The sequence below is a fragment of the Klenkia taihuensis genome, assembly GCF_900112525.1.
Taxonomy (GTDB): Bacteria; Actinomycetota; Actinomycetes; order Mycobacteriales; family Geodermatophilaceae; genus Klenkia; species Klenkia taihuensis.
Genome location: NZ_FOMD01000002.1, coordinates 704,737 through 722,727, shown reverse-complemented (window position 1 = coordinate 722,727; position 17,991 = coordinate 704,737). Strand labels below are relative to the sequence as shown.

Below are 17,991 nucleotides of genomic sequence, written 5' to 3'. Positions count from 1 at the left end.
GCGCGCGGGTGGGTGACAGTGCTGGCATGACGACGTCCCGGGACCTGCTGGAGCTCATCGCCGACTTCGTCGAGGCCAGGTCCGGCGACGGGTCGTCCGCCGACGAGCTCCAGGCGATCGCCCAGCGCTTCGACGTGGCGCTGACCGAGGCGGTCATCGACCGCGCCAGCGTGCAGAACGAGGCCTGACCGAGGTCGGATCAGGCCGGCGTCCCCGGCCGGGCGCCGGCCTCGGCGGCGACCTGCACCAGGACGTCGGCCAGGGCCCGGGGTCGCGTGCTCTGCACCGAGTGCGTCGCCCCGGCGAGCCGGTGCACCCGGCCCGGCCGCACCACCCGGCCGAGCCGGGTGAGGTCGGCGGGTGGGACGAACGACCCGTGCTCGGCCAGCACGAGGTGCAGTCGCGGGGCGAGCGCCTCGGTCTGCGGCCACAGGTCCACGAACGAGCCCACCCGGGCGTCCGGGTCGGCCCGCCACGCCCGGTCGCCGTCGCCGGCGTCGCGGGTCGCGTGCCAGATGCCGTGTCGGAGCGGAGCCGGGTCCCGCTCGGGGGACAGGCGGTGCACCTGCTCGACGAGGACGTCGAGCGGCGCCCGGGCCAAGCGCTGGGCTGCACCGACCGTGCTGCCGGGCGGGACCGCCGAGCCCGGGGCCACGTCCACCAGGACCAGCGCCTGCAGGTCGGGCAGCGACGCGGCGAGGTCGACGGCGACCATGCCCCCCAGGGACATCCCGACGAGGACGCGGCAGTCCGGCACCAGCTCGGCCAGCGCGCCGCGCACGGCGGGTGTCAGGCGCCGGGGCGAGTGGTCGTGGTCGGTCGTCCACGGCGAGCGGCCGTGCCCGGGCAGGTCCACCGCCACGCCGGCCAGGCCCGCGGCGGCCATGGTGACGTCCCAGGTGTGGGCGTTCTGGCCGCCCCCGTGCAGGAGGGCCACGGCGGGTCGGCCGGTGCCGTAGCGCAGGGCGGAGAGCCCGTTCCGTGCCTGCAGGCGGGCGAGCTCGAACCGTTCGACAGGCACCCCGAAGGCCGCCGCCGCGGCGGCCAGGTGGCTGTGCTCGGGACCGGCGTCGTCGGTCGGGACGGTCATGCGGCACCCCCTTGACGTGACGAAGGCAACGTCGAAAAATCTACGTGCATGTCAACGGATCGGCCAGCGAAGGCCGGACGGGCATCGACGCGAAGGAGCGCACCGTGGCGTACGTGATCGGGGTGGACGTCGGAGGGACGTTCACCGACGCGGTTCTCGACGACGACGCGGGGACGATCCTCGCGGCCAAGACGCCGTCCACCCCTCCGGACTACTCCCGCGGCGTCCTCGACGTCCTCGGTCTGCTGGCCGACCAGCTGGGCCGGCCCCTGGAGGACGTCCTCGCCGACACCCACCACATCGCGCACGGCACGACCTCGTCGCTCAACGCCCTGGTCATGGGGAACGTCCCGCCGGTCGGCTTCCTCACCACGGTCGGGCACCGCGACTCGATCTACATCATGAACGTCGAGGGCCGGTACCTGGGCAGCTCGCCGCACGAGCTGCAGCACGTGCTGGGCCAGACCAAGACCCACGGCCTGCTGCCCAAGCGGCACGCCCTGGAGGTGCGGGAGCGGATCGACCGCGACGGCACCGTCGTCGTCCCCCTGGACGAGGAGCACGCCCGCCAGGCCATCCGGACCCTGCTGGACGACGGGCTGCGCGCCATCGCGGTCTCGCTGCTGTGGTCCTTCCGCAACCCCGTCCACGAGCAGCGGCTGCGCGAGCTGGTGCACGAGATCGACCCCGACGTCTTCGTGTCGCTGTCCAGCGAGGTCAGCCCGCGGATCCGCGAGTTCGCCCGGAACGCCACCACCATCATGAGCACCCAGATCGGCCCGGGCCTGCGCGACTACCTGGGCACCCTGGAGGACGGCCTGCGCAGCCGGGGCCTGACCGGCCCGCTGCTGGTGATGCAGAGCAACGGCGGCGCCGTGGCGGCCCGGCAGGCCCCGGCCACCGCCATCAGCACTGTGGGGTCGGTGCTCACCGGTGGGGTCATCGGCTCGGTGGCCCTGGGCGAGCAGCTCGGCCACCGCAACATCATCTCCACCGACGTCGGCGGCACCACGTTCCTCGTGGGGCTGATCGTGGACGGCGAACCGGTGCGCGAGACCACCACGGTCATCAACCACCACCCGGTCAACGTGCCCACCCTCAAGGTGCACGCCATCGGCTCCGGCGGCGGCGCGATCGCCTGGCTCGACGCCGGCGGCAACCTGCAGATCGGCCCGCACAGCGCCCAGGCCGTCCCCGGCCCGGCCTGCTACGACCAGGGCGGCACCGAGCCCACCAACACCGACGCCAACCTGGTGCTGGGCATCCTGCCCGAGCGCGGCCTGCTGGGTGGGCGCAAGCCCCTGTCGCTGGACAAGGCCCGGGAGGCGATCCGCACCCGCATCGCCGACCCGCTGGGTCTGAGCGTCGAGGACGCCGCGGCAGCCATCTACGCGGTGCAGAACGCCCAGACCGGCGACCTGCTGCGCAAGACCGTCGTCGAGGCCGGCCACGACCCCCGCGACTTCGTGCTCTACGCCTTCGGCGGTGCCGGCCCCGCCCACTGCGGTGCCTACGCCGCCGAGGTCGGCGTCGGCGAGGTCGTCGTCCCCCTGGGGCAGGTCGCCTCCGCGTTCTCCGCCTACGGCCTCGCGTCCTCCGACATCGTGGTGGCCGCGGAGCTCTCAGACCCGGCCGCGATGCCGCTGGACCCGGTCCAGGTGGAGAAGAACTTCGCCGAGCTGGAGACCCGGGTGCGCGAGTCGCTGGAGCGCCAGGGCGTGCAGTACACCTCGGTGGACACCGAGCGCGAGATCGACATGCGCTTCTCCATGCAGCTGGCCGAGCTGGCCGTGCCCGTGCCGGCCGGCCCGGTCGACGAGGGCGTCGTCGCCGCCACCGGCGCTGCGTTCGAGCAGCGCTACGCCGACCTGTTCGGCGCCGGTACCGGGTTCGCCGCCGCCGGCATCCAGGCCATCACCTACCGGGTCCGGGGCACCGGCGTCCTGCCCTTCTCCCCGCGGCTGCCCGAGCTCGCCGCGGCCGAGGACGACGGGCCCTCGCCGATCGCCCACCGGCCGGTCAACCTGGCCGACGGTGCCGGCTTCGTCGACACCCCCGTCTACGACTACCGCACGCTGCGGGCCGGCCACGTCCTCCAGGGGCCGGCCGTCGTCGAGGTCCCCACGACGACCGTCGTCGTCCCCGCCTCGACCACCGGCACCGTCGACCAGCTCGGCAACCTGACCATCACCCCCCGCAAGGAGACCTCCCGATGAGCATGCCCATCCCCGGGTCGGAGCGGTTCAGCAGCCGGCCGGTCGACCCCGCCGAGCTCGCCGCCTCGCTGCCGGGCACCCTGCCGGTGCACACGGTCACCCAGGAGCAGATCGACGGGCTGGACCCGCTGACCTACGAGGTCATCCGGCACCGTCTGTGGTCCGTCACCGACGAGATGGGCGAGGCGCTCAAGCGGATGTCGGGCTCGCCCATCGTCACCGACGCCAACGACTTCGACTTCGCCATCAGCGACGAGCTGGGGCAGGAGGTCCAGGTCGGGCTGTACAACACCATGCTGGTCGGTGCCGTGGACCTGGCCGTCTACTGGACGCTGAAGCACCGGTCGACCAACCCGGGCATCGCCGAGGGCGACATGTTCCTGTGCAACGACCCCTGGGTCGGGGGCGGTCTGCACCAGAACGACGTCATCGTGTTCCAGCCGGTCTTCGTCGAGGGCGAGCTCTTCGCCTGGACCAGCGCCATCGCCCACGAGCCCGACCTCGGCGGCGTGGGCCTGGGCTCCTTCTCCCCGGGCGCGACCGACGTGTTCTCCGAGGCGCTGCCCACCCCGCCGGTCAAGGTGGTCCGCGGCTTCGAGCTGCAGGACGACGTGGCCGACCTGTGGGTCCGCCGCTCGCGCGTGCCGATGCTCGTCGGGCTGGACCTGCGCGCCAAGATCGGGGCCAACAGCATCGGTCGGCAGCGGCTGCTCAGCGTCATCGAGCAGTACGGCGCCGACACGGTCAAGGCCGTGATGAAGCGGATGATGGCCGACGCCGAGTCGCGGCTGCGGGACAAGCTGCGGGCACTGCCCGACGGCACCTGGAAGGCCACCGGCTACCAGGACCAGTCGCACTCCGGCGACCGGGCGCTGCACAAGATCACGGTGGCCATGAGCAAGCAGGACGACCACCTGACCTTCGACTTCACCGGCACCGACCCGCAGTCGGGCGTCATCAACTGCACCTACGCCGGGATGCGCGGCGGCGTCATCTCCGCGGTCCTGCCGATCTTGGCGGGCAACATCCCGTGGTCGGCCGGCGGGCTCATGCGGTGCTTCGACCTGGTGGCCGAGGAGGGGACCATCAACAACGCCACCTTCCCGGCCGCGGTCAGCCGGGGGCCGATCGGCCCGGCCTGGTTGACCGGCTCGCTGGTGGCCGAGTGCCTGTCCCAGATGCTGGACCGCTCGGTGGACCAGGAGCGCAGCGTGCAGGCCACCTGCTGCGGCACCTGGGACACGGCCGTCATCGCCGGGCTCGACGAGCGCGGCGCCCAGCCCGTGCCCTTCCTCAACCTGCTCATGGAGCCGATGGCGGGTGGGTACGGTGCGCGTCCGGCGGCGGACGGCATGGACACCGGGGGCCTGTTCTGCATCCCGATGGGCCGCATCCCCGACACCGAGATGACCGAGTACCTGTACCCCCTCCTGACGCTGTGGCGCCGGGAGGAGCCCGACTCCGGCGGCCCCGGTCGGCACCGCGGAGGCGTCAGCGCCTCGCTGGCCGTCACGCCGTACGGCACGAGCGTGCCGATGGGCCTGGTGCTCGCCTCGGCCGGCAAGTCCGTGGCCCAGAACAACGGCCTCGCCGGCGGGTACCCGGGCAACACCGGTGTCGAGGTGCTCGCCCGGGGAGCGGACATGGCGGCCCGGCTGGAGCGGGGCGAGCTGCCCGGGGACCTGGAGCAGGTGGGCGGGGAGCAGGAGTTCGGCGCCTGCTACGCCGAGTCCTACCTCGCGCCCGGGGACGTCTTCTACATGCACTGGCAGGGCGGCGGGGGCTACGGCGACCCGCTCCTGCGCGACCCGGCGGCCGTCGCCCGGGACCTGGCCGAGTTCAAGGTGACCGAGGACGGCGCCCGGCGGGTCTACGGCGTCGTCCTCCGTGACGGCCAGGTGGACGACGCGGCCACCGACCAGCTGCGGGACCGCATGCGGCAGGAGCGCCGCGACCGGAGCTCGTCGGTCGGCGACGCCCCGTCGATCGACCTGACCACGGCACGCCGGCTCGACGACAACCTCGTGGAGGGCCAGCACGACGGGGCCCCCGTCGTGGGCTGCGGGCACTGCGGCCGGGTGCTCGGCGACGCGCGGGCGGACTCGCGGCTGTCGCTGGCGCACTTCGACGGCCCCTCGTCCGCCGCGGGGCCCCAGGTCACCTCCGACCCGGCGCTCTACGTCGACGACGAGGTGGTGTTCCGGCAGCTCAGCTGCCCGGGCTGCGCCACCGCGATCTACTCCGGCGTGGTCCCCGCGGCGCACGAGGACCACGCGCTCGCACTGCACCGGCTGCTGGCGGCGGCCCCGACCGGGGCCTGAGCAGCACGGACGCCGCCGCGCAGGGACCGTCCACCCGGTCCCTGCGCGGCGGTGCGCCGTCCGGCCCGGGACTAGAGTCCGTGACCAGCCACCGGCGGAAGGCCCCGATGACCACGAGCTCGACCCCCAGGCCCAGCGCACGCCGGGACCTGGTCGAGGCGCAGATCCTCGAGCACGCGACCCGGCTGTTCGCCGAGCGCGGGTTCGCCGCCACCAGCCTGCAGGACATCGCCGAGGCCGCCGGCCTGACCCGGCCCGCGCTCTACCACTACGTCCGCAGCAAGGACGACCTGCTCTCCCGCCTGGTCGAGGAGCTCACCGAGGGCCCGGCCGACGAGCTCGGCCGCATCAACGCCGACACCTCCGTCCCCCCGCTGCGCCGGCTGCGCGACATGGCCTTCGCGGTGGCGCGCAACCAGACGCGCAACCCGGAACGGTTCCGGCTGCTGATCCGGTCCGAGGCCGAGCTGCCCGCCGAGCTCGCCGACGTGTACCGCCGCGGCCGGCGCCGGGTCCTGCGCGAGTTCACCGAGGTGATCGAGCAGGGCGTGCAGGCCGGTCAGCTGCGCCCGACCGACGCCCGGGTCGCCGCGCTGGGCATCATCGGCATGTGCAACTGGGTCGCCTGGTGGCACCGTCCCGGCCACGGCGACGACGCGGTCGCCGGCCAGCTCGCCGACATGGCGGCCGCGTCGCTGGCCGAGGCCGGCGACCGGCAGGTCACCGGCACCGGGCCGCAGCGGGCGCTGGCGCTGCTGCGGCAGGACCTGGACTACCTGGAGCGCGAGCTGGACCGCTGAGCGCTACTCGGCCCGCAGCCGGGCGGTGATGTCCTCCCGCAGCCGCTTCTTGTCCAGCTTCCCGACCAGGGTCTTGGGCAGCTCGGGCACCCACTCCAGGCGCTCGGGCCACTTGAACTTGGCGACCCCCAGCCCGTCCAGGTGCCGGCGCACGTCCTCCAGGCCGATCGGCGCGCCGGTCGCCACCAGGTAGGCGCACGCGCGCTCACCCAGCCGCGGGTCGGGCATGGCGACGACGGCGGCCGCCGCGACGGCGGGGTGCTGCAGCAGCAGGAGCTCGACCTCCTCGGCGTTGACCTTCTCCCCGCCGCGGTTGATCACGTCCTTGATGCGGCCCTCGATGCTCACCGCCGGCACCCCGTCCAGCTCGGTGACCGAGGCCAGGTCGCCGGTCCGGTAGAAGCCGTCGCCGGTGAAGGCGCGGGCGTTGTGCTCGGCTGCCCGGAAGTAGCCGCGGATCGTGTACGGCCCCCGGGTGGCCAGCTCGCCCACCGCGCCGGCCGGGACGGGCTCCTCGCTGGTGGGCTGCAGGATGCGGACCTCGTCCAGGGGGGACAGCGGCGTCCCGACGGTGTGGTTGCGGACCCGGCGCGACGTCCCGGGCGAGGTCGTGAGGAACATGCCCTCGCCCATGCCGAACAGCTGCCCGGTCCACAGCCCGGCGCGCTCGAAGGTCTCGAACAGCGCGGTCGGGACCTTGGTGCCGCTGAGCACGACGGTGCGCAGCGCGGCCGACGCGGCCGGGAAGGCGGGGTGGTCGACCGCGCCGAAGTGGCCGTGGCCGAACAGGACGTCGGTCGCCCCGGCGGCGGCCATCAGCGGCAGGGCCTGGTCGAGGTCGGCGGTGGTGAGGACCAGGCAGGCCCCCACGCTGTGCGGGGCGTGCAGGCCGCACACGACGCCGGCGTTGTGGATGATCGGGATCAGGTGCGCCACCCGGCTGGAGGTGTCCCACCGCCACTCGGCGGCGTAGGCCCGCGCGTTGTACCAGTACTCGGCGTGCAACCGGGGGATCACCTTGGGGACGCCGGTGGTGCCGCCGGAGAGCTGGAAGACCGCGACGTCGTCGGGGTCGATGCCGGCCTGCACCTCCTCCACCCAGGCGCGGGCGAGGGCCGGGTCGGTGCCGGCGCCGAGCGTCTCGACCGCCACCGGTTCCCCGGGACCGCCCGGCTCGCCCCCGGGCGCACCGGTCGTGAGCAGGATGCGCAGTGTGGGGTGTCCGGCGGCCTGCTCGCGCCCGAAGGCGACCAGGTCGAACGACCCGGTGCCCGCCTCGACCAGGTGGGCCACGGCGCCCACCTGGCGGGTGATCTGGGAGATCTCGTGGCCGCGGTGGAAGGCCAGCGAGCACACCGGGACGGCCCCGGCCTTGAGGACGGCGTACCAGGCCAGGACGGTCTCGACCCGGTTGGTCACCTGGAACACCACCGGGTCGCCCGGGCGCAGCCCCAGCCGGCCGAGCCCGTGGGCGATGCGGTCGGTCTGCTCGTCGAGGTCGGCGAAGGTCAGCGTGCCCGTCGCGGTGACCAGCGCCGGCCGGTCGGGGTGCGCGTCGGCCACGGCCCGGAACTCCTGCGCCAGGGTGGCGGTGCCCCACAGCCCGGCCGCGCGGTACCGGGCGACGTCCTCCTCCGGGAACGGGACGACCCCGGGCCGGTGGCGGGCCGGTCCGCCGTCGGCGGGTGCGTCGGCGAGGGGCGGGGCGTCGAGCACGGCAGGTCCTCCGCTGGGGGTGGGTGGGGTGGTGGGGGCCGGGTCAGCCCGGCTGGCCGGCAGGGAAGCGGTCGGCCAGCCAGCCGCCGATCTCGGCCGCGGCGAGGCTGGCGCCGGTGGGTTCGCCCGTGCCGATGGGGCCCCCGAAGTGCGTCCCGCGCACCCGCCGGGTGGTGAGGTCGGCCGCCCCCAGCCGCGCGGTCATGGCTGCGACGTCGGAGGGGAAGCAGGCCTGGTCGCCGGACAGCTCGACCAGCAGCGTGGGGACCGTGACCGACGGGGCGCAGCGCAGGAAGTCCGCGCGCGAGGTCGTCACCGACCAGGTCGACATCCAGGCGTCGGCGGTGCTGAAGCGGCCGAAGCCCACCAGGCCGTAGTCGGTGAGGTCGGGGCGGCGGCCGAACAGCGACCCGTAGGGCCGTTCGTTGGGGTCCAGCGACAGGTCCACCGAGCGGAGGTCGGCGTCGGTGCGGAACACGGTCAGCACCCGGGGGGCCAGGGACGCGCGGCGGTCGCGGGGGTCGCCGCCGTCGGCGGCCCGGGCGCGGGCGGTGGTCGCCTCCTGCACGAGGGCCGCGGCGTGCTCGTCGATCCTGGCCACCCGGGCCAGCTGGGCTGCCCGGTAGCGCTCGACGAAGGCGGGGTCGTAGGAGGCGCTCGTGCCGGGTGCGGCGAACCCGTTCGCCGGCGACCACGGGTCCAGGTCGGGGTCCACCGAGAGCGGGTCGGACTCGTCGGTGACCGAGGGGTCGACGAGGCGGGACAGCAGCACGCCCTGGCCGGGGTGCGGGGCCATGAACACGGCCGCGTCCGGCAGGGGCATGGCCCCGGTCAGGTCGACCGGTCGCCCGGCGGGGGTCGAGGACACCCGCTGGTCGTCGTCCAGCCCGGCCTGCTCGTGGTAGTAGGCGAACAGGGTGCCGCCGCCGGAGTGGCCGAGGGTGACCACGTGCTGGAAGCCCTGCTCGCGCAGGTGCACCTGGCCGGCGGCGACGTCGAGCAGGGTCTGCTCGTGCACGAGGGACAGGTCGTTGTTGACCGACCGGGACCCCTGGGTCCACACCGCGTAGCCGCGCGCGAGCAGCTCGGGGACCAGGACGTGGTGGGAGACGTCCTGGCGCGGGTGCATGATGCAGACGACGGTCCGGGCGCCGGGGACGGTGCGCAGCAGCCCGGTGACGCGGGCGCCGTCGGCGGTGGTCAGCTCGTGCGCCGTCGTGGTGGTGCGGGCCGGTTCGGCCGCCGCCTCGATCCACCGGCCCGCCCCCAGGCGGGCGGGGGCGGTCATGCGGGTTCCACCCGCAGGGCGTCCTTGTCGTGCTGGGTGATCCGGGACCGGCCCAGACCCGCGACGCTGGAGTACCAGACGGCGTGCCGGCAGCCGGTCGCCCGGCGGTCGATGACGATCGGGCCCTCCGCCGTGATCTCGAAGTAGGGCCCGATGCGGACCACGGTGACGGCGGGGTCGCGACCGGCCACCTCGGCGACGCCGGCGTTCTCGGGGACGTCGAGGACGTACAGCGCGGTCACGCCCCGCCGCTCCCGGCCGGGGCGGGGGTCGCCTGCTGGTCGGCCTCCCAGGCCGCCGCCCGCTCCACGATCAGCTCGGCCTTGCGGGCCAGCAGCGCCCCCAGGCTGGGGTCGGGGCCGTCCACGACGTCCAGCAGCGCGTCGATGGTCAGCTCGGCGTCCAGGTCCTCCTGCGGGGTGACCGGCCGCAGTGCCCGGGTGATCTCGATCATGTAGCCGTTGGGGTCGTGGGTGTAGATCGACTCGATGGTCTCGTGCTGGATCTGCATCTCCACGGGCCACTCGCTGAGGTCCAGCCGGCGGCGGTACTCCAGCAGGTCCTCCTCGCTGTCCACGTGGATCGCCAGGTGCCGGGAGCGGATGAAGTAGACCGGCACGTCCGCGGCGAAGCGCGAGTAGCTGTCGCCCTGCGGTCCGCCCTCGAACGGCTCGAGCCCGAAGTAGTAGAAGAAGGCCAGCCGGTCGTCGTTGCCGATGTCGAAGAAGAAGTGGATGAAGTCCGGGTGCTTCTCCGGGCCCCAGCCGGCCGCGCAGATGGAGTGCACGACGGGGAAGCCGAGGACGTCGCGGTAGAAGCGGACGGTCCCCTTGGGGTCGAAGGTGGGGTAGGCGACGTGGTCCACGCCGCGGACCCGGTGCTGCAGCTCGGTCACGGGTTCCTCCAGGGGGTGGGGGTGGTCAGGCCGCGGGGACGGCGGCGTCGGCGCGCAGCAGGCTGCCGGCGCCGGGGAGGTCCACCGGCAGGCCCACGGCGCGCAGGAGGCTGTAGGCGCCGGCGGTCGCCGCGGACAGCACGGGCAGGCCGAACTCCGCCTCCGCCGCGTCGATGAGGGACAGGGAGGGCATCTGCACGCAGCAGGACAGCACCAGGGCGTCGACGCCGTCCAGCGACATCGACCGGGCCGCCTCCATGACCCGCTCGCCGGGGATGCAGCCCACCTCGGCGTTGTCCGCCACCTCCAGTGCCCGGAAGTCGGCGACCTCGAAGCCCTCGGCCTCCAGGTACACGACGACCTGCTCGGCCAGCGGCCGCATGTAGGGGGTCACCAGGGCCACCCGCCGCGCGCCCAGGGCCCGCAACCCCTCGACCAGGGCGCCGGCGCTCGACCGGACGAGGCTCTCCGAGCCCCCGGTCGCCAGCTGCTCGGCGACGGCGCCCTCCACGCGCTGGTGCTCCCCGGGGCCGCCGGCCATCAGCGCCACCAGGCAGGCGTAGAGGATGACGTCGGGTGAGGCGTCGCCGAGCTCGAGCACGCACCGCTCGCGCTGGGCGTTCATCGCGCGCAGCTGCGCCGGGGACACCGCCGTCATGCGCATCCGGCTGGAGTGGAAGGAGAACTCCTCCGTCGGGTGGCGCCGGAGGAGGGCGGGCATCTCCGTCTCCACGGTCACGTTCGAGCTGGGCACGATGAGCCCGATGCGGTGGGCAGCCACGACCTGGGTCCTCCTCGGTTGACGACGACGACGAATATTCGACGCTCGCGCTGATCTGTCAAGGGGCGGCCGACCCGTTGACACGTCCGTCACTTGCGTCGAAGATTCGACTCAGGTGTCGAACGGTGTCGCGAGGAGGGAGCGGTCCATGCAGCTGCGCAGGGTCTCGGTCGTCGGCGGCGGCCCCGGCGGGCTGTACGCGGCGCGGCTGCTCAAGATCGCCCAGCCCGGCTGCGAGGTCGTCGTCCACGAGCAGGGCACCCCGGACACCACGTTCGGCTTCGGCGTCGGCCTCGCCGCCGGCACCCAGCGCAACCTGCTGGCGGCCGACCCGGACAGCCTCCGGGACATCGTGGCGGCCGGGTACCGGCACGACATGCAGATGCGCGTGCGCGGGCAGGTCAGCTCCGTGCGCAACGACGCGCTCATCGGGGTGGCCCGCACCGAGCTGCTGCTGGTCCTGCAGGACCACGCCCGGCGGGCCGGGGTGCAGCTGCGCTTCGGGGAGCGGGTGTCCGGCGACGACCTCGACGCCGACCTCGTCGTCGCCGCCGACGGCGTCAGCAGCCCCACCCGCGACCGGCACGCCGAGGCGTTCGGCGCCCGCGTGACCACCGGGGCGGGCCTCTACCTCTGGGCCGGCACGGACTTCGCCCTGCCGCACGCGCTGTTCGAGCCCGTGGAGACCGAGGCCGGCACCTTCGTCACGCACGCCTACCCCTACCGGGACGACCGCAGCACGTTCCTCGTCGAGACCGACGCGGACACCCTCGACCGTGCCGGCCTCACCCCGCCCGACGACCTGCCGTGGGACGCCGACGACGAGGCGAGCCTGCGTCACCTGGAGGGCGTCTTCGCCGATGCCCTGCAGGGGCACCGGCTCATCGGGAACCGCACGCGGTGGATGCGCTTCCGCACCGTCCACGCCGACCGGTGGCACGTCGGGCGCACCGTGCTGCTCGGGGACGCGGCGCACACCGCGCACTACTCCATCGGCTCGGGCACCAAGCTGGCGATGGAGGACGCCATCGAGCTGGTCGCCTCCCTCCAGGGCGCCACCGGGCTGCCCGAGGCGCTCGAGGCCTACGAGCGGGTCCGTCGACCCGCCGTCGCGCGCCTGCAGGAGGTGGCCCGCCGCAGCCAGCTGTGGTGGGAGAGCTTCCCGGACCGGCTCGACGTCCCGGTCGACCGGTTGATGGTGGCCTACATGTCACGGGCCGGGAACGTCCCCCTGGCCCGGTTCGCCGCGACCAGCCCCGACGTCGTGCACCAGGCGCTGGCGGACTACGCCGGGACGGATCCCGTCGACGTCCCGGCGGGGCCCGACCAGGTGGTCGACTGGGTGCTGGACCGGCCCGTGGAGACCGGAGGCCTCGAGCTCCCCACCCGGCGCCCGGACCCCGGCCAGTTGCCGGAGGCCGTCGACGTGCGCGACGCCGGGGCCGGCGACCTCGCGACCCTCGTCTGCCCGTCCGGCGACGCGTGGTCCGCGGCCGGCGACGAGGTCGTGCGGAGCGCCCGGACCGCCGCAGCCGCGTCGGTCGCCGGTCTCCTGCTCCAGGGCTCCGACGACCGCCCGGCCGTGCTCGACCGGCTCGACGTCGCCGAGCGGGTGCGCTCCGCGACGGGTCTGCCGACCCTCGCGTCCGTGCCGGCGGACCTGGCGGACGACGCCGCGGCCGCCCTGGTCAGCGCGCGGCTCGACGCCGTCGTGCTCACCGGCGGACCGGCCCGGGCCGGCTGACGACCGCTTCCGGCAGGGCCCGGGGGCGGCCGGACCGCACGTCAGGTCCCTCGCGCCCCGCTCCCGTGGATCGCCGACGCGATCGCCGCTGCGGCGTCCTGGACGGCGGCGGCGAGCAGGTCCGGGTCGCCGCCGTCGGAGTCGTGCACGAAGGCCGTCACGCCCATCGGCATGCCGCAGAAGCCGGCGATGCCGACCTCGACCTGGGTGGCGAAGGCCCGGTCGTAGCCGCGCCCGGCCCAGGCGCCGGCGGTGGCCCCGGCGATCGGCAGCAGGTGGAGCGTGCGGTCCTGCAGGCACCCCACGACCCGCCCGTCGGCGGCGGCGTCGAAGGCCCACCCGGTGATGAGGACGCGGTCGACCCAGCCCTTCAGCAGTGCCGGGAAGGACCACCAGTGCACCGGGAACACCAGCACGACGTGGTCGGCGGCGTCGATCCGCCGCTGCTCGGCGCGCACCTCGGCCGGCGCCGGCTCCAGCCCCCGGTAGGTGAGGTGGTCGGCGAGCCCGAACGCCGGGTCGAACCCCTCCTGGGCGAGGTGCGCCGTCGCCGTCCCCGGGCCGAGCCGGGCGACGAGCTCGGCGGCGGCCCGGTGGGTGAGGGAGTCGGGGTCGGGGTGGGCGGTGACGACGAGCGTGCGCGGGACGGCCATGACCCCAGCGTGCACCAGCTCATGCTTGACTTCAAGCGTGAAACAAAGATGGCCGCGTTAGGGTCGCCGGCGTGGCGGAGGACGACGTCCGGTGGCTGACGGCCGAGGAGGACGCGGCCTGGACCGGCCTGGTCTCCCTGGTCCTGCTGCTGCCCGGCCGGCTGGAGTCCGACCTGCAGCGCGCCGCCGGGGTGACGCTGTTCGAGTACCTCACCCTCAGCCACGTCTCCGAGGCCCCCGACCGGAGACTGCGCATGGGCGAGCTCGCCTACCTGGCCAGCGGGTCGCCGTCCCGGCTGTCCAACGTGGTCAAGCGGCTGGAGGGCCGCGGCCTGCTGCGCCGCTACCCCGACCCGGACGACGGCCGCCGCACCGTCGTCGAGCTCACCGACCCCGGCTGGGACCTCGTCGTCGTCGCCGCCCCGCCGCACCTGCGCTCGGTCCGGGCCCGCGTGCTGGACCACCTCGACCCCGCCGACCTGGCCGCGCTGACCGCGATCGCCGGCAAGCTCGGGGCTCACTGACCGCATGGGACGGCGGCTGCCGGGGCACGGGCCGCTGGTGACCACATCCCTCGACGGCTACCTCGCCGTCCCCGTGCCGACCTCCGACCGGCCCGGGCCGTGGCCGGGCGTGGTCCTGGTGCACGACGCGTTCGGCCCCGGGGACGACATGCACGAGCAGGCCGACTGGCTCGCCGCCGCCGGCTACGTCGTGCTCATGCCCGACCTGTACCGCGGCCGCTCGGCGGTCCGGTGCCTCAAGGGCACGTTCGCGCAGCTCTCCCAGCGGCACGGCCCGGCGTTCGACCAGCTCGAGGCCGCCCGCACGGCGCTGGCCGCCGACCCGCGGTGCACCGGGCGCGTCGGCGTCATCGGCTACTGCATGGGTGGCGGGTTCGCCCTGCTGCTCGCCGGCCGGCCGGGGTGGTCGGCCGCCGGCGTCAACTACGGCCAGGTCCCCGACGACGTCGCCGACGTGCTGTCCGGCGCCTGCCCCGTGGTGGCCAGCTTCGGCGGGAAGGACACCAGCCTGCCCGGCGCCGCGGCGAAGGTGCAGGCCGCCGCCGACGCGGCCGGGGTCACCGCCGACGTCCACGAGTACCCGCAGGCCCGGCACGGCTTCCTCAACCGGCTGGCCGCCGCGTCCCCGCTCGTGCCCCTGATGAAGGTCGCCGGCGTCGGCTACGACCACGGCGCCGCGGCCGACGCCAAGCGGCGCATCCTCGCCTTCTTCGACACCCACCTGCGGGCGACCGACCGGGACTGAGCTCAGCGGGCCCCGGCCGGCCCGCCCCCCGACCGCCCGCGCCGGCGGTGCTTGGGGCGGGCGGAGTCGGTGCGCGGCGGGCCGCCGTCCGAGCCCCGGCCACGGGCGGAGCGGTCGTGCGCCTGCGGGTCGGACCGGCCGCCGGCCCCGACGTCCGACCGGCGGGGCGACCGCCCCCCGGCCCCCCGCCCGGCCGGGGAGCCGCCACCGGACGAGCGGCCCGGACGGCGGTCGGACGAGCGGGACGGCGCACGGGTCCCGCAGTCGCGGCAGGTGGTGAACCACGGCGCGATGCCGACCCCGCAGGAGACGCACCGGGACGCCGAGGACAGCCCGATCGCCTCGGGCAGCAGCTCGGTGATCCGGGCGGCGCAGCGCTCCTCCACCCGCGCGGCGTCCTCGGCGACCAGCCCGCCCACGCCCGGGAACGAGCGCAGCAGGGTCTGCGCCTCCCGCGCCTGCGCGGCGACCAGCTCGTACTCCTGCACCGTGGTGCCGCGCGGCACCGGCGGCAGGACCAGCTCGCCGGGCACGTCCAGACCGGCGCGGTGCCGCAGCGCCGCCCGGGCCAGCGCCAGCCAGCGCACCTTGCGCGGCGGGTCGTGGTCGATGGCCAGGTTGACCAGCCGCCAGACGGTGAACAGGTCGGCGGCCAGCGGCCCGCGCATCATCGGCAGCAGCGCGTGCACCCGCAGCACCAGGCCGCTGACGTCGTCCGGCGTCATCGCCTGGGCGCGGGTGGCCGTGCGCGCCCACACCGACCAGCGCATCAGCGCCTCGGGCAGGTCGACCGGCTCGAAGGCACCGAGGTCGTCGAGCTCCGGGCGCAGCCGCGGCAGCCGGTTGGGCAGGTCGCTCATGGTGTCGCCGCGGGCCACCGAGGCGCCGGCGGTGACCAGCGACGCGACCGGCCGGAGCCCCGGGACCCCGCCGAGGACGCCGACCGACCCGTGGCCGGTGAGCCCGTAGCGGCCGGCGCGGCCGGCGATCTGCGCGGCCTCCCAGGTGCGCAGCGGGCGCAGCTCGGTGCCGTCGAACTTCTGCGTCTCGGCGAAGAGCACCGTGGTGGCCGGGACGTTGATGCCGTGGCCGATGACGTCGGTGGTGACCAGCACCTCCAGCTCGCCGCGGGTGAACCGGGCGATGACGTCGCGCCGGGTGGCCGGCGGCAGCGCCCCGTAGAGGACGCCGACCTTGCCGGTGCGGTGCCGGTCGAGCTGCGCGGCGACGGCGTAGACGGTCTTGCGGGAGAACGCCACGACCAGCGTCTGCGGGCGCACCTGCTGGGGCTTGACCGGGGCCGGCAGCACGTCCAGCCGCGACAGCCGCTTGTGGTTGACGACCTCGGTCTCGACCGCGTCGGCGACCAGCGGCTTGAGCAGCAGCAACGCCTCGGCCGCCGAGATCAGGTGCATCTCGCGGTACTCGCCGGTCAGCAGCAGGCGCGCCCAGTGGTGGCCGCGGTCGGGGTCGGCGACCCAGTGCGACTCGTCGAGCACCAGCAGCTCACCGGCCGGCGGCGCCTTCTCCACCGTGCAGCACACGATGGGCGCGCCCGGGTCGATCTCCTCCTCGCCGGTCGACAGGCCCACGGTGCCCGCGGGCAGGACGGCGGAGAGCTTGGCGTAGGCCTCGTGCGCCAGCTGGCGCAGCGGCGCGGCGTAGACGCCCGAGCCGACCTCGGCCAGCGCCTGCAGCGACTCGTAGGTCTTGCCGGAGTTGGTGGGGCCCAGGTGGAACACCACCCGCTGCGGCGGGGTGGACCGCACCGGCAGCTCCGGCTCGGCGCCGTCCACCCAGGTCTGCTGGGCGCGCTGCTCCTCGCGGCTGAGGGGTGCGCCGGGGGTGCGCACCCGGCGGCGGGCGGTGGGGGAGGGGGACGACACGGTGTCCTTCGGGTCGGGGGATCGCTGCCCGGTGCAACACCGGCGACCGGTCCCATCCTTCCGGGTGAGCGGTCCGCCCTGCGGCAGGAGTGCCGTGCCCGCCCGGCCGATCACCAGCACGTGACCCGTCACCGACCGCCGCGAGCGGACCGCCAGGCCCCCGCCTGGCTGCGCCCGCGGCTGCCCAAGGTCGGGCCCGTGGTGGCCGCGGTCCTGCTCGGGACGGCGTTCGTGCTGCTGCTCGGGATGATGCTGGCGCTGCCCCACCTCGGCGTGCCCGCACCGGCCTTCGGGTGGGTGGTGCTCGCCCTCTTCGTGCTCAACGGCGCGCTCTGCGTGCTGGCCCCGCGGGGGAGCGCGGCCAGCGACCTGTCCGTGCCGCTCGCGGCGCTGGTCGCCGTGCTCGCCTGCTCCTCGATGTGGGGTCTGCTGATCGGCCAACTGGACGCCGGGGTGTCGCTCATGGGCCTGCCGGTGGTCTTCGCGGTCAGCCAGCTGCAGCGGGCCGCCGCCGTCGTCGTCACGCTGCTCAGCTGCGGCGCGTCGGTCGCCGTCCTCGCCCTGGTCGGGCCGTGGAGCGGGCCGCGGGCGCTGGACGCCGCACTGGTCTGCGCCTCGCTGCTCATGCTGGCCGCGGCGATGACCCACCACGTGGAGGCCTCGCGGCGGCTGGTCGCCGAGCTGGAGCGGGTCGCCACCGTCGACGGGCTCACCGGCCTGGCCACCCGGCGGGTGCTCGACGACAGCATGGCCGACTCGCTGACCCGCTACCCGCGCACCGGCACCGCCCTGGTGCTGGTCGACCTCGACCACTTCAAGTCCGTCAACGACCAGCACGGCCACCCCGTCGGCGACGCCGCGCTGCGGCACGTCGGCGCCGTCCTCACCGCCGCCGTGCGCAGCACCGACGCCGTGGTGGGCCGGCTCGGCGGCGACGAGCTGGCCGTGCTGCTGCCCGGCTGCCCGGTGGGCGTCGCCGGCTCCCGCGCCGCCGACCTGGTCGCCGCCGTCCGGGCCGCGCCCCTGGTGCTGCCCGACGGCACCGAGCTGCGGCTGACCGTCAGCGTCGGCGTCGCGCACGCCCCCGAGCACGCCCGCGACGTCCGCACCCTCTACTCGGCGGCCGACTCCGCGCTCTACGTGGTCAAGCGGGCCGGGCGGGACGGGTGCGCCGTCGCCGCCGGCGCCCGGCCTGCCCGGCTGGCGCTGGGCTCCCGGCCCCCGCTGGCCGACGTCGTGCTGCCCCGCACCCGGCCGCTGCCGCCCCCGCCGCGGACCGCCCGCGTCCCTGCCCCGCAGGGGTGAGCGCCGCTCCGGCCGGTGCCGCCCCGC

Annotated in this window: 16 protein-coding genes; 8 read left to right on the top strand and 8 right to left on the bottom strand. The window is 75.2% G+C overall.

Going from position 1 to position 17,991, the window contains the following annotated elements; all coding sequences use genetic code 11:
• The first annotated feature begins 26 nt into the window (after positions 1-26).
• Positions 27-188, top strand: coding sequence for a hypothetical protein (locus tag BM158_RS21785; protein WP_165628896.1), 162 nt, complete (start codon positions 27-29; stop codon positions 186-188).
• A gap of 11 nt (positions 189-199) precedes the next feature.
• Here the strand turns inward: BM158_RS21785 and BM158_RS11385 are convergent, their stop codons facing one another.
• Complete coding sequence (locus BM158_RS11385; protein ID WP_091558121.1) at positions 200-1,090, bottom strand: alpha/beta fold hydrolase; 891 nt, start codon at positions 1,088-1,090, stop codon at positions 200-202.
• Between the two features lie 104 nt (positions 1,091-1,194).
• Here BM158_RS11385 and BM158_RS11380 point away from each other — a divergent pair, with 104 nt between their 5' ends.
• The 3 genes from BM158_RS11380 to BM158_RS11370 all read left to right on the top strand — a co-directional run bounded on the left by BM158_RS11380 (position 1,195) and on the right by BM158_RS11370 (position 6,427).
• Positions 1,195-3,306, top strand: a complete 2,112-nt coding sequence (locus BM158_RS11380) for a hydantoinase/oxoprolinase family protein (RefSeq protein WP_091558118.1) — start codon at positions 1,195-1,197, stop codon at positions 3,304-3,306.
• Complete coding sequence (locus tag BM158_RS11375; RefSeq protein WP_091558115.1) at positions 3,303-5,627, top strand: hydantoinase B/oxoprolinase family protein; 2,325 nt, start codon at positions 3,303-3,305, stop codon at positions 5,625-5,627. The genes BM158_RS11380 and BM158_RS11375 overlap by 4 nt, the downstream gene beginning before the upstream one ends.
• A gap of 107 nt (positions 5,628-5,734) precedes the next feature.
• Positions 5,735-6,427 carry a TetR/AcrR family transcriptional regulator gene (locus BM158_RS11370; protein WP_091558870.1) on the top strand — a complete coding sequence of 231 codons (693 nt, stop codon included), beginning with the start codon at positions 5,735-5,737 and terminating at the stop codon, positions 6,425-6,427.
• Positions 6,428-6,430: 3 nt separating this feature from the next.
• Here the strand turns inward: BM158_RS11370 and BM158_RS11365 are convergent, their stop codons facing one another.
• Genes BM158_RS11365 through BM158_RS11345 form a run of 5 tightly spaced genes read right to left on the bottom strand, consistent with a single transcriptional unit; the run spans position 6,431 to position 11,107 of the window.
• Positions 6,431-8,143 (bottom strand): (2,3-dihydroxybenzoyl)adenylate synthase, encoded by a 1,713-nt coding sequence (locus BM158_RS11365; protein WP_091558111.1) that lies wholly within the window; start codon positions 8,141-8,143, stop codon positions 6,431-6,433.
• A 43-nt stretch (positions 8,144-8,186) separates the two neighbouring features.
• Positions 8,187-9,431 carry an alpha/beta hydrolase gene (locus BM158_RS11360; RefSeq protein ID WP_091558107.1) on the bottom strand — a complete coding sequence of 415 codons (1,245 nt, stop codon included), beginning with the start codon at positions 9,429-9,431 and terminating at the stop codon, positions 8,187-8,189.
• Positions 9,428-9,673, bottom strand: a complete 246-nt coding sequence (locus BM158_RS11355; protein WP_091558104.1) for a hypothetical protein — start codon at positions 9,671-9,673, stop codon at positions 9,428-9,430. The genes BM158_RS11360 and BM158_RS11355 overlap by 4 nt, the downstream gene beginning before the upstream one ends.
• Positions 9,670-10,326, bottom strand: a complete 657-nt coding sequence (locus BM158_RS11350) for a VOC family protein (protein WP_091558100.1) — start codon at positions 10,324-10,326, stop codon at positions 9,670-9,672. Before BM158_RS11350 ends, BM158_RS11355 begins: the two co-directional genes overlap by 4 nt.
• Positions 10,327-10,351: 25 nt before the next feature.
• Positions 10,352-11,107: a maleate cis-trans isomerase family protein gene (locus BM158_RS11345; RefSeq protein WP_091558098.1), complete on the bottom strand. Its 756-nt coding sequence runs from the start codon at positions 11,105-11,107 to the stop codon at positions 10,352-10,354.
• A 148-nt stretch (positions 11,108-11,255) separates the two neighbouring features.
• Between BM158_RS11345 and BM158_RS11340 the strand changes: the two genes are divergently transcribed.
• Positions 11,256-12,851, top strand: coding sequence for an FAD-dependent monooxygenase (locus tag BM158_RS11340; protein ID WP_091558096.1), 1,596 nt, complete (start codon positions 11,256-11,258; stop codon positions 12,849-12,851).
• Between the two features lie 41 nt (positions 12,852-12,892).
• Here the strand turns inward: BM158_RS11340 and BM158_RS11335 are convergent, their stop codons facing one another.
• On the bottom strand, positions 12,893-13,504 hold the full coding sequence (locus BM158_RS11335; RefSeq protein WP_091558092.1) for an NAD(P)H-dependent oxidoreductase: 612 nt from the start codon (positions 13,502-13,504) through the stop codon (positions 12,893-12,895).
• 71 nt (positions 13,505-13,575) lie between these two features.
• Here BM158_RS11335 and BM158_RS11330 point away from each other — a divergent pair, with 71 nt between their 5' ends.
• Positions 13,576-14,028: a MarR family winged helix-turn-helix transcriptional regulator gene (locus BM158_RS11330; protein ID WP_091558089.1), complete on the top strand. Its 453-nt coding sequence runs from the start codon at positions 13,576-13,578 to the stop codon at positions 14,026-14,028.
• A 37-nt stretch (positions 14,029-14,065) separates the two neighbouring features.
• Complete coding sequence (locus BM158_RS11325; RefSeq protein ID WP_207506406.1) at positions 14,066-14,773, top strand: dienelactone hydrolase family protein; 708 nt, start codon at positions 14,066-14,068, stop codon at positions 14,771-14,773.
• A 2-nt stretch (positions 14,774-14,775) separates the two neighbouring features.
• Here the strand turns inward: BM158_RS11325 and BM158_RS11320 are convergent, their stop codons facing one another.
• Positions 14,776-16,659: a helicase-related protein gene (locus tag BM158_RS11320; RefSeq protein ID WP_091558082.1), complete on the bottom strand. Its 1,884-nt coding sequence runs from the start codon at positions 16,657-16,659 to the stop codon at positions 14,776-14,778.
• Positions 16,660-16,857: 198 nt separating this feature from the next.
• Here BM158_RS11320 and BM158_RS11315 point away from each other — a divergent pair, with 198 nt between their 5' ends.
• Positions 16,858-17,964 carry a GGDEF domain-containing protein gene (locus BM158_RS11315; protein ID WP_131802025.1) on the top strand — a complete coding sequence of 369 codons (1,107 nt, stop codon included), beginning with the start codon at positions 16,858-16,860 and terminating at the stop codon, positions 17,962-17,964.
• Positions 17,965-17,991 lie beyond the last annotated feature (27 nt).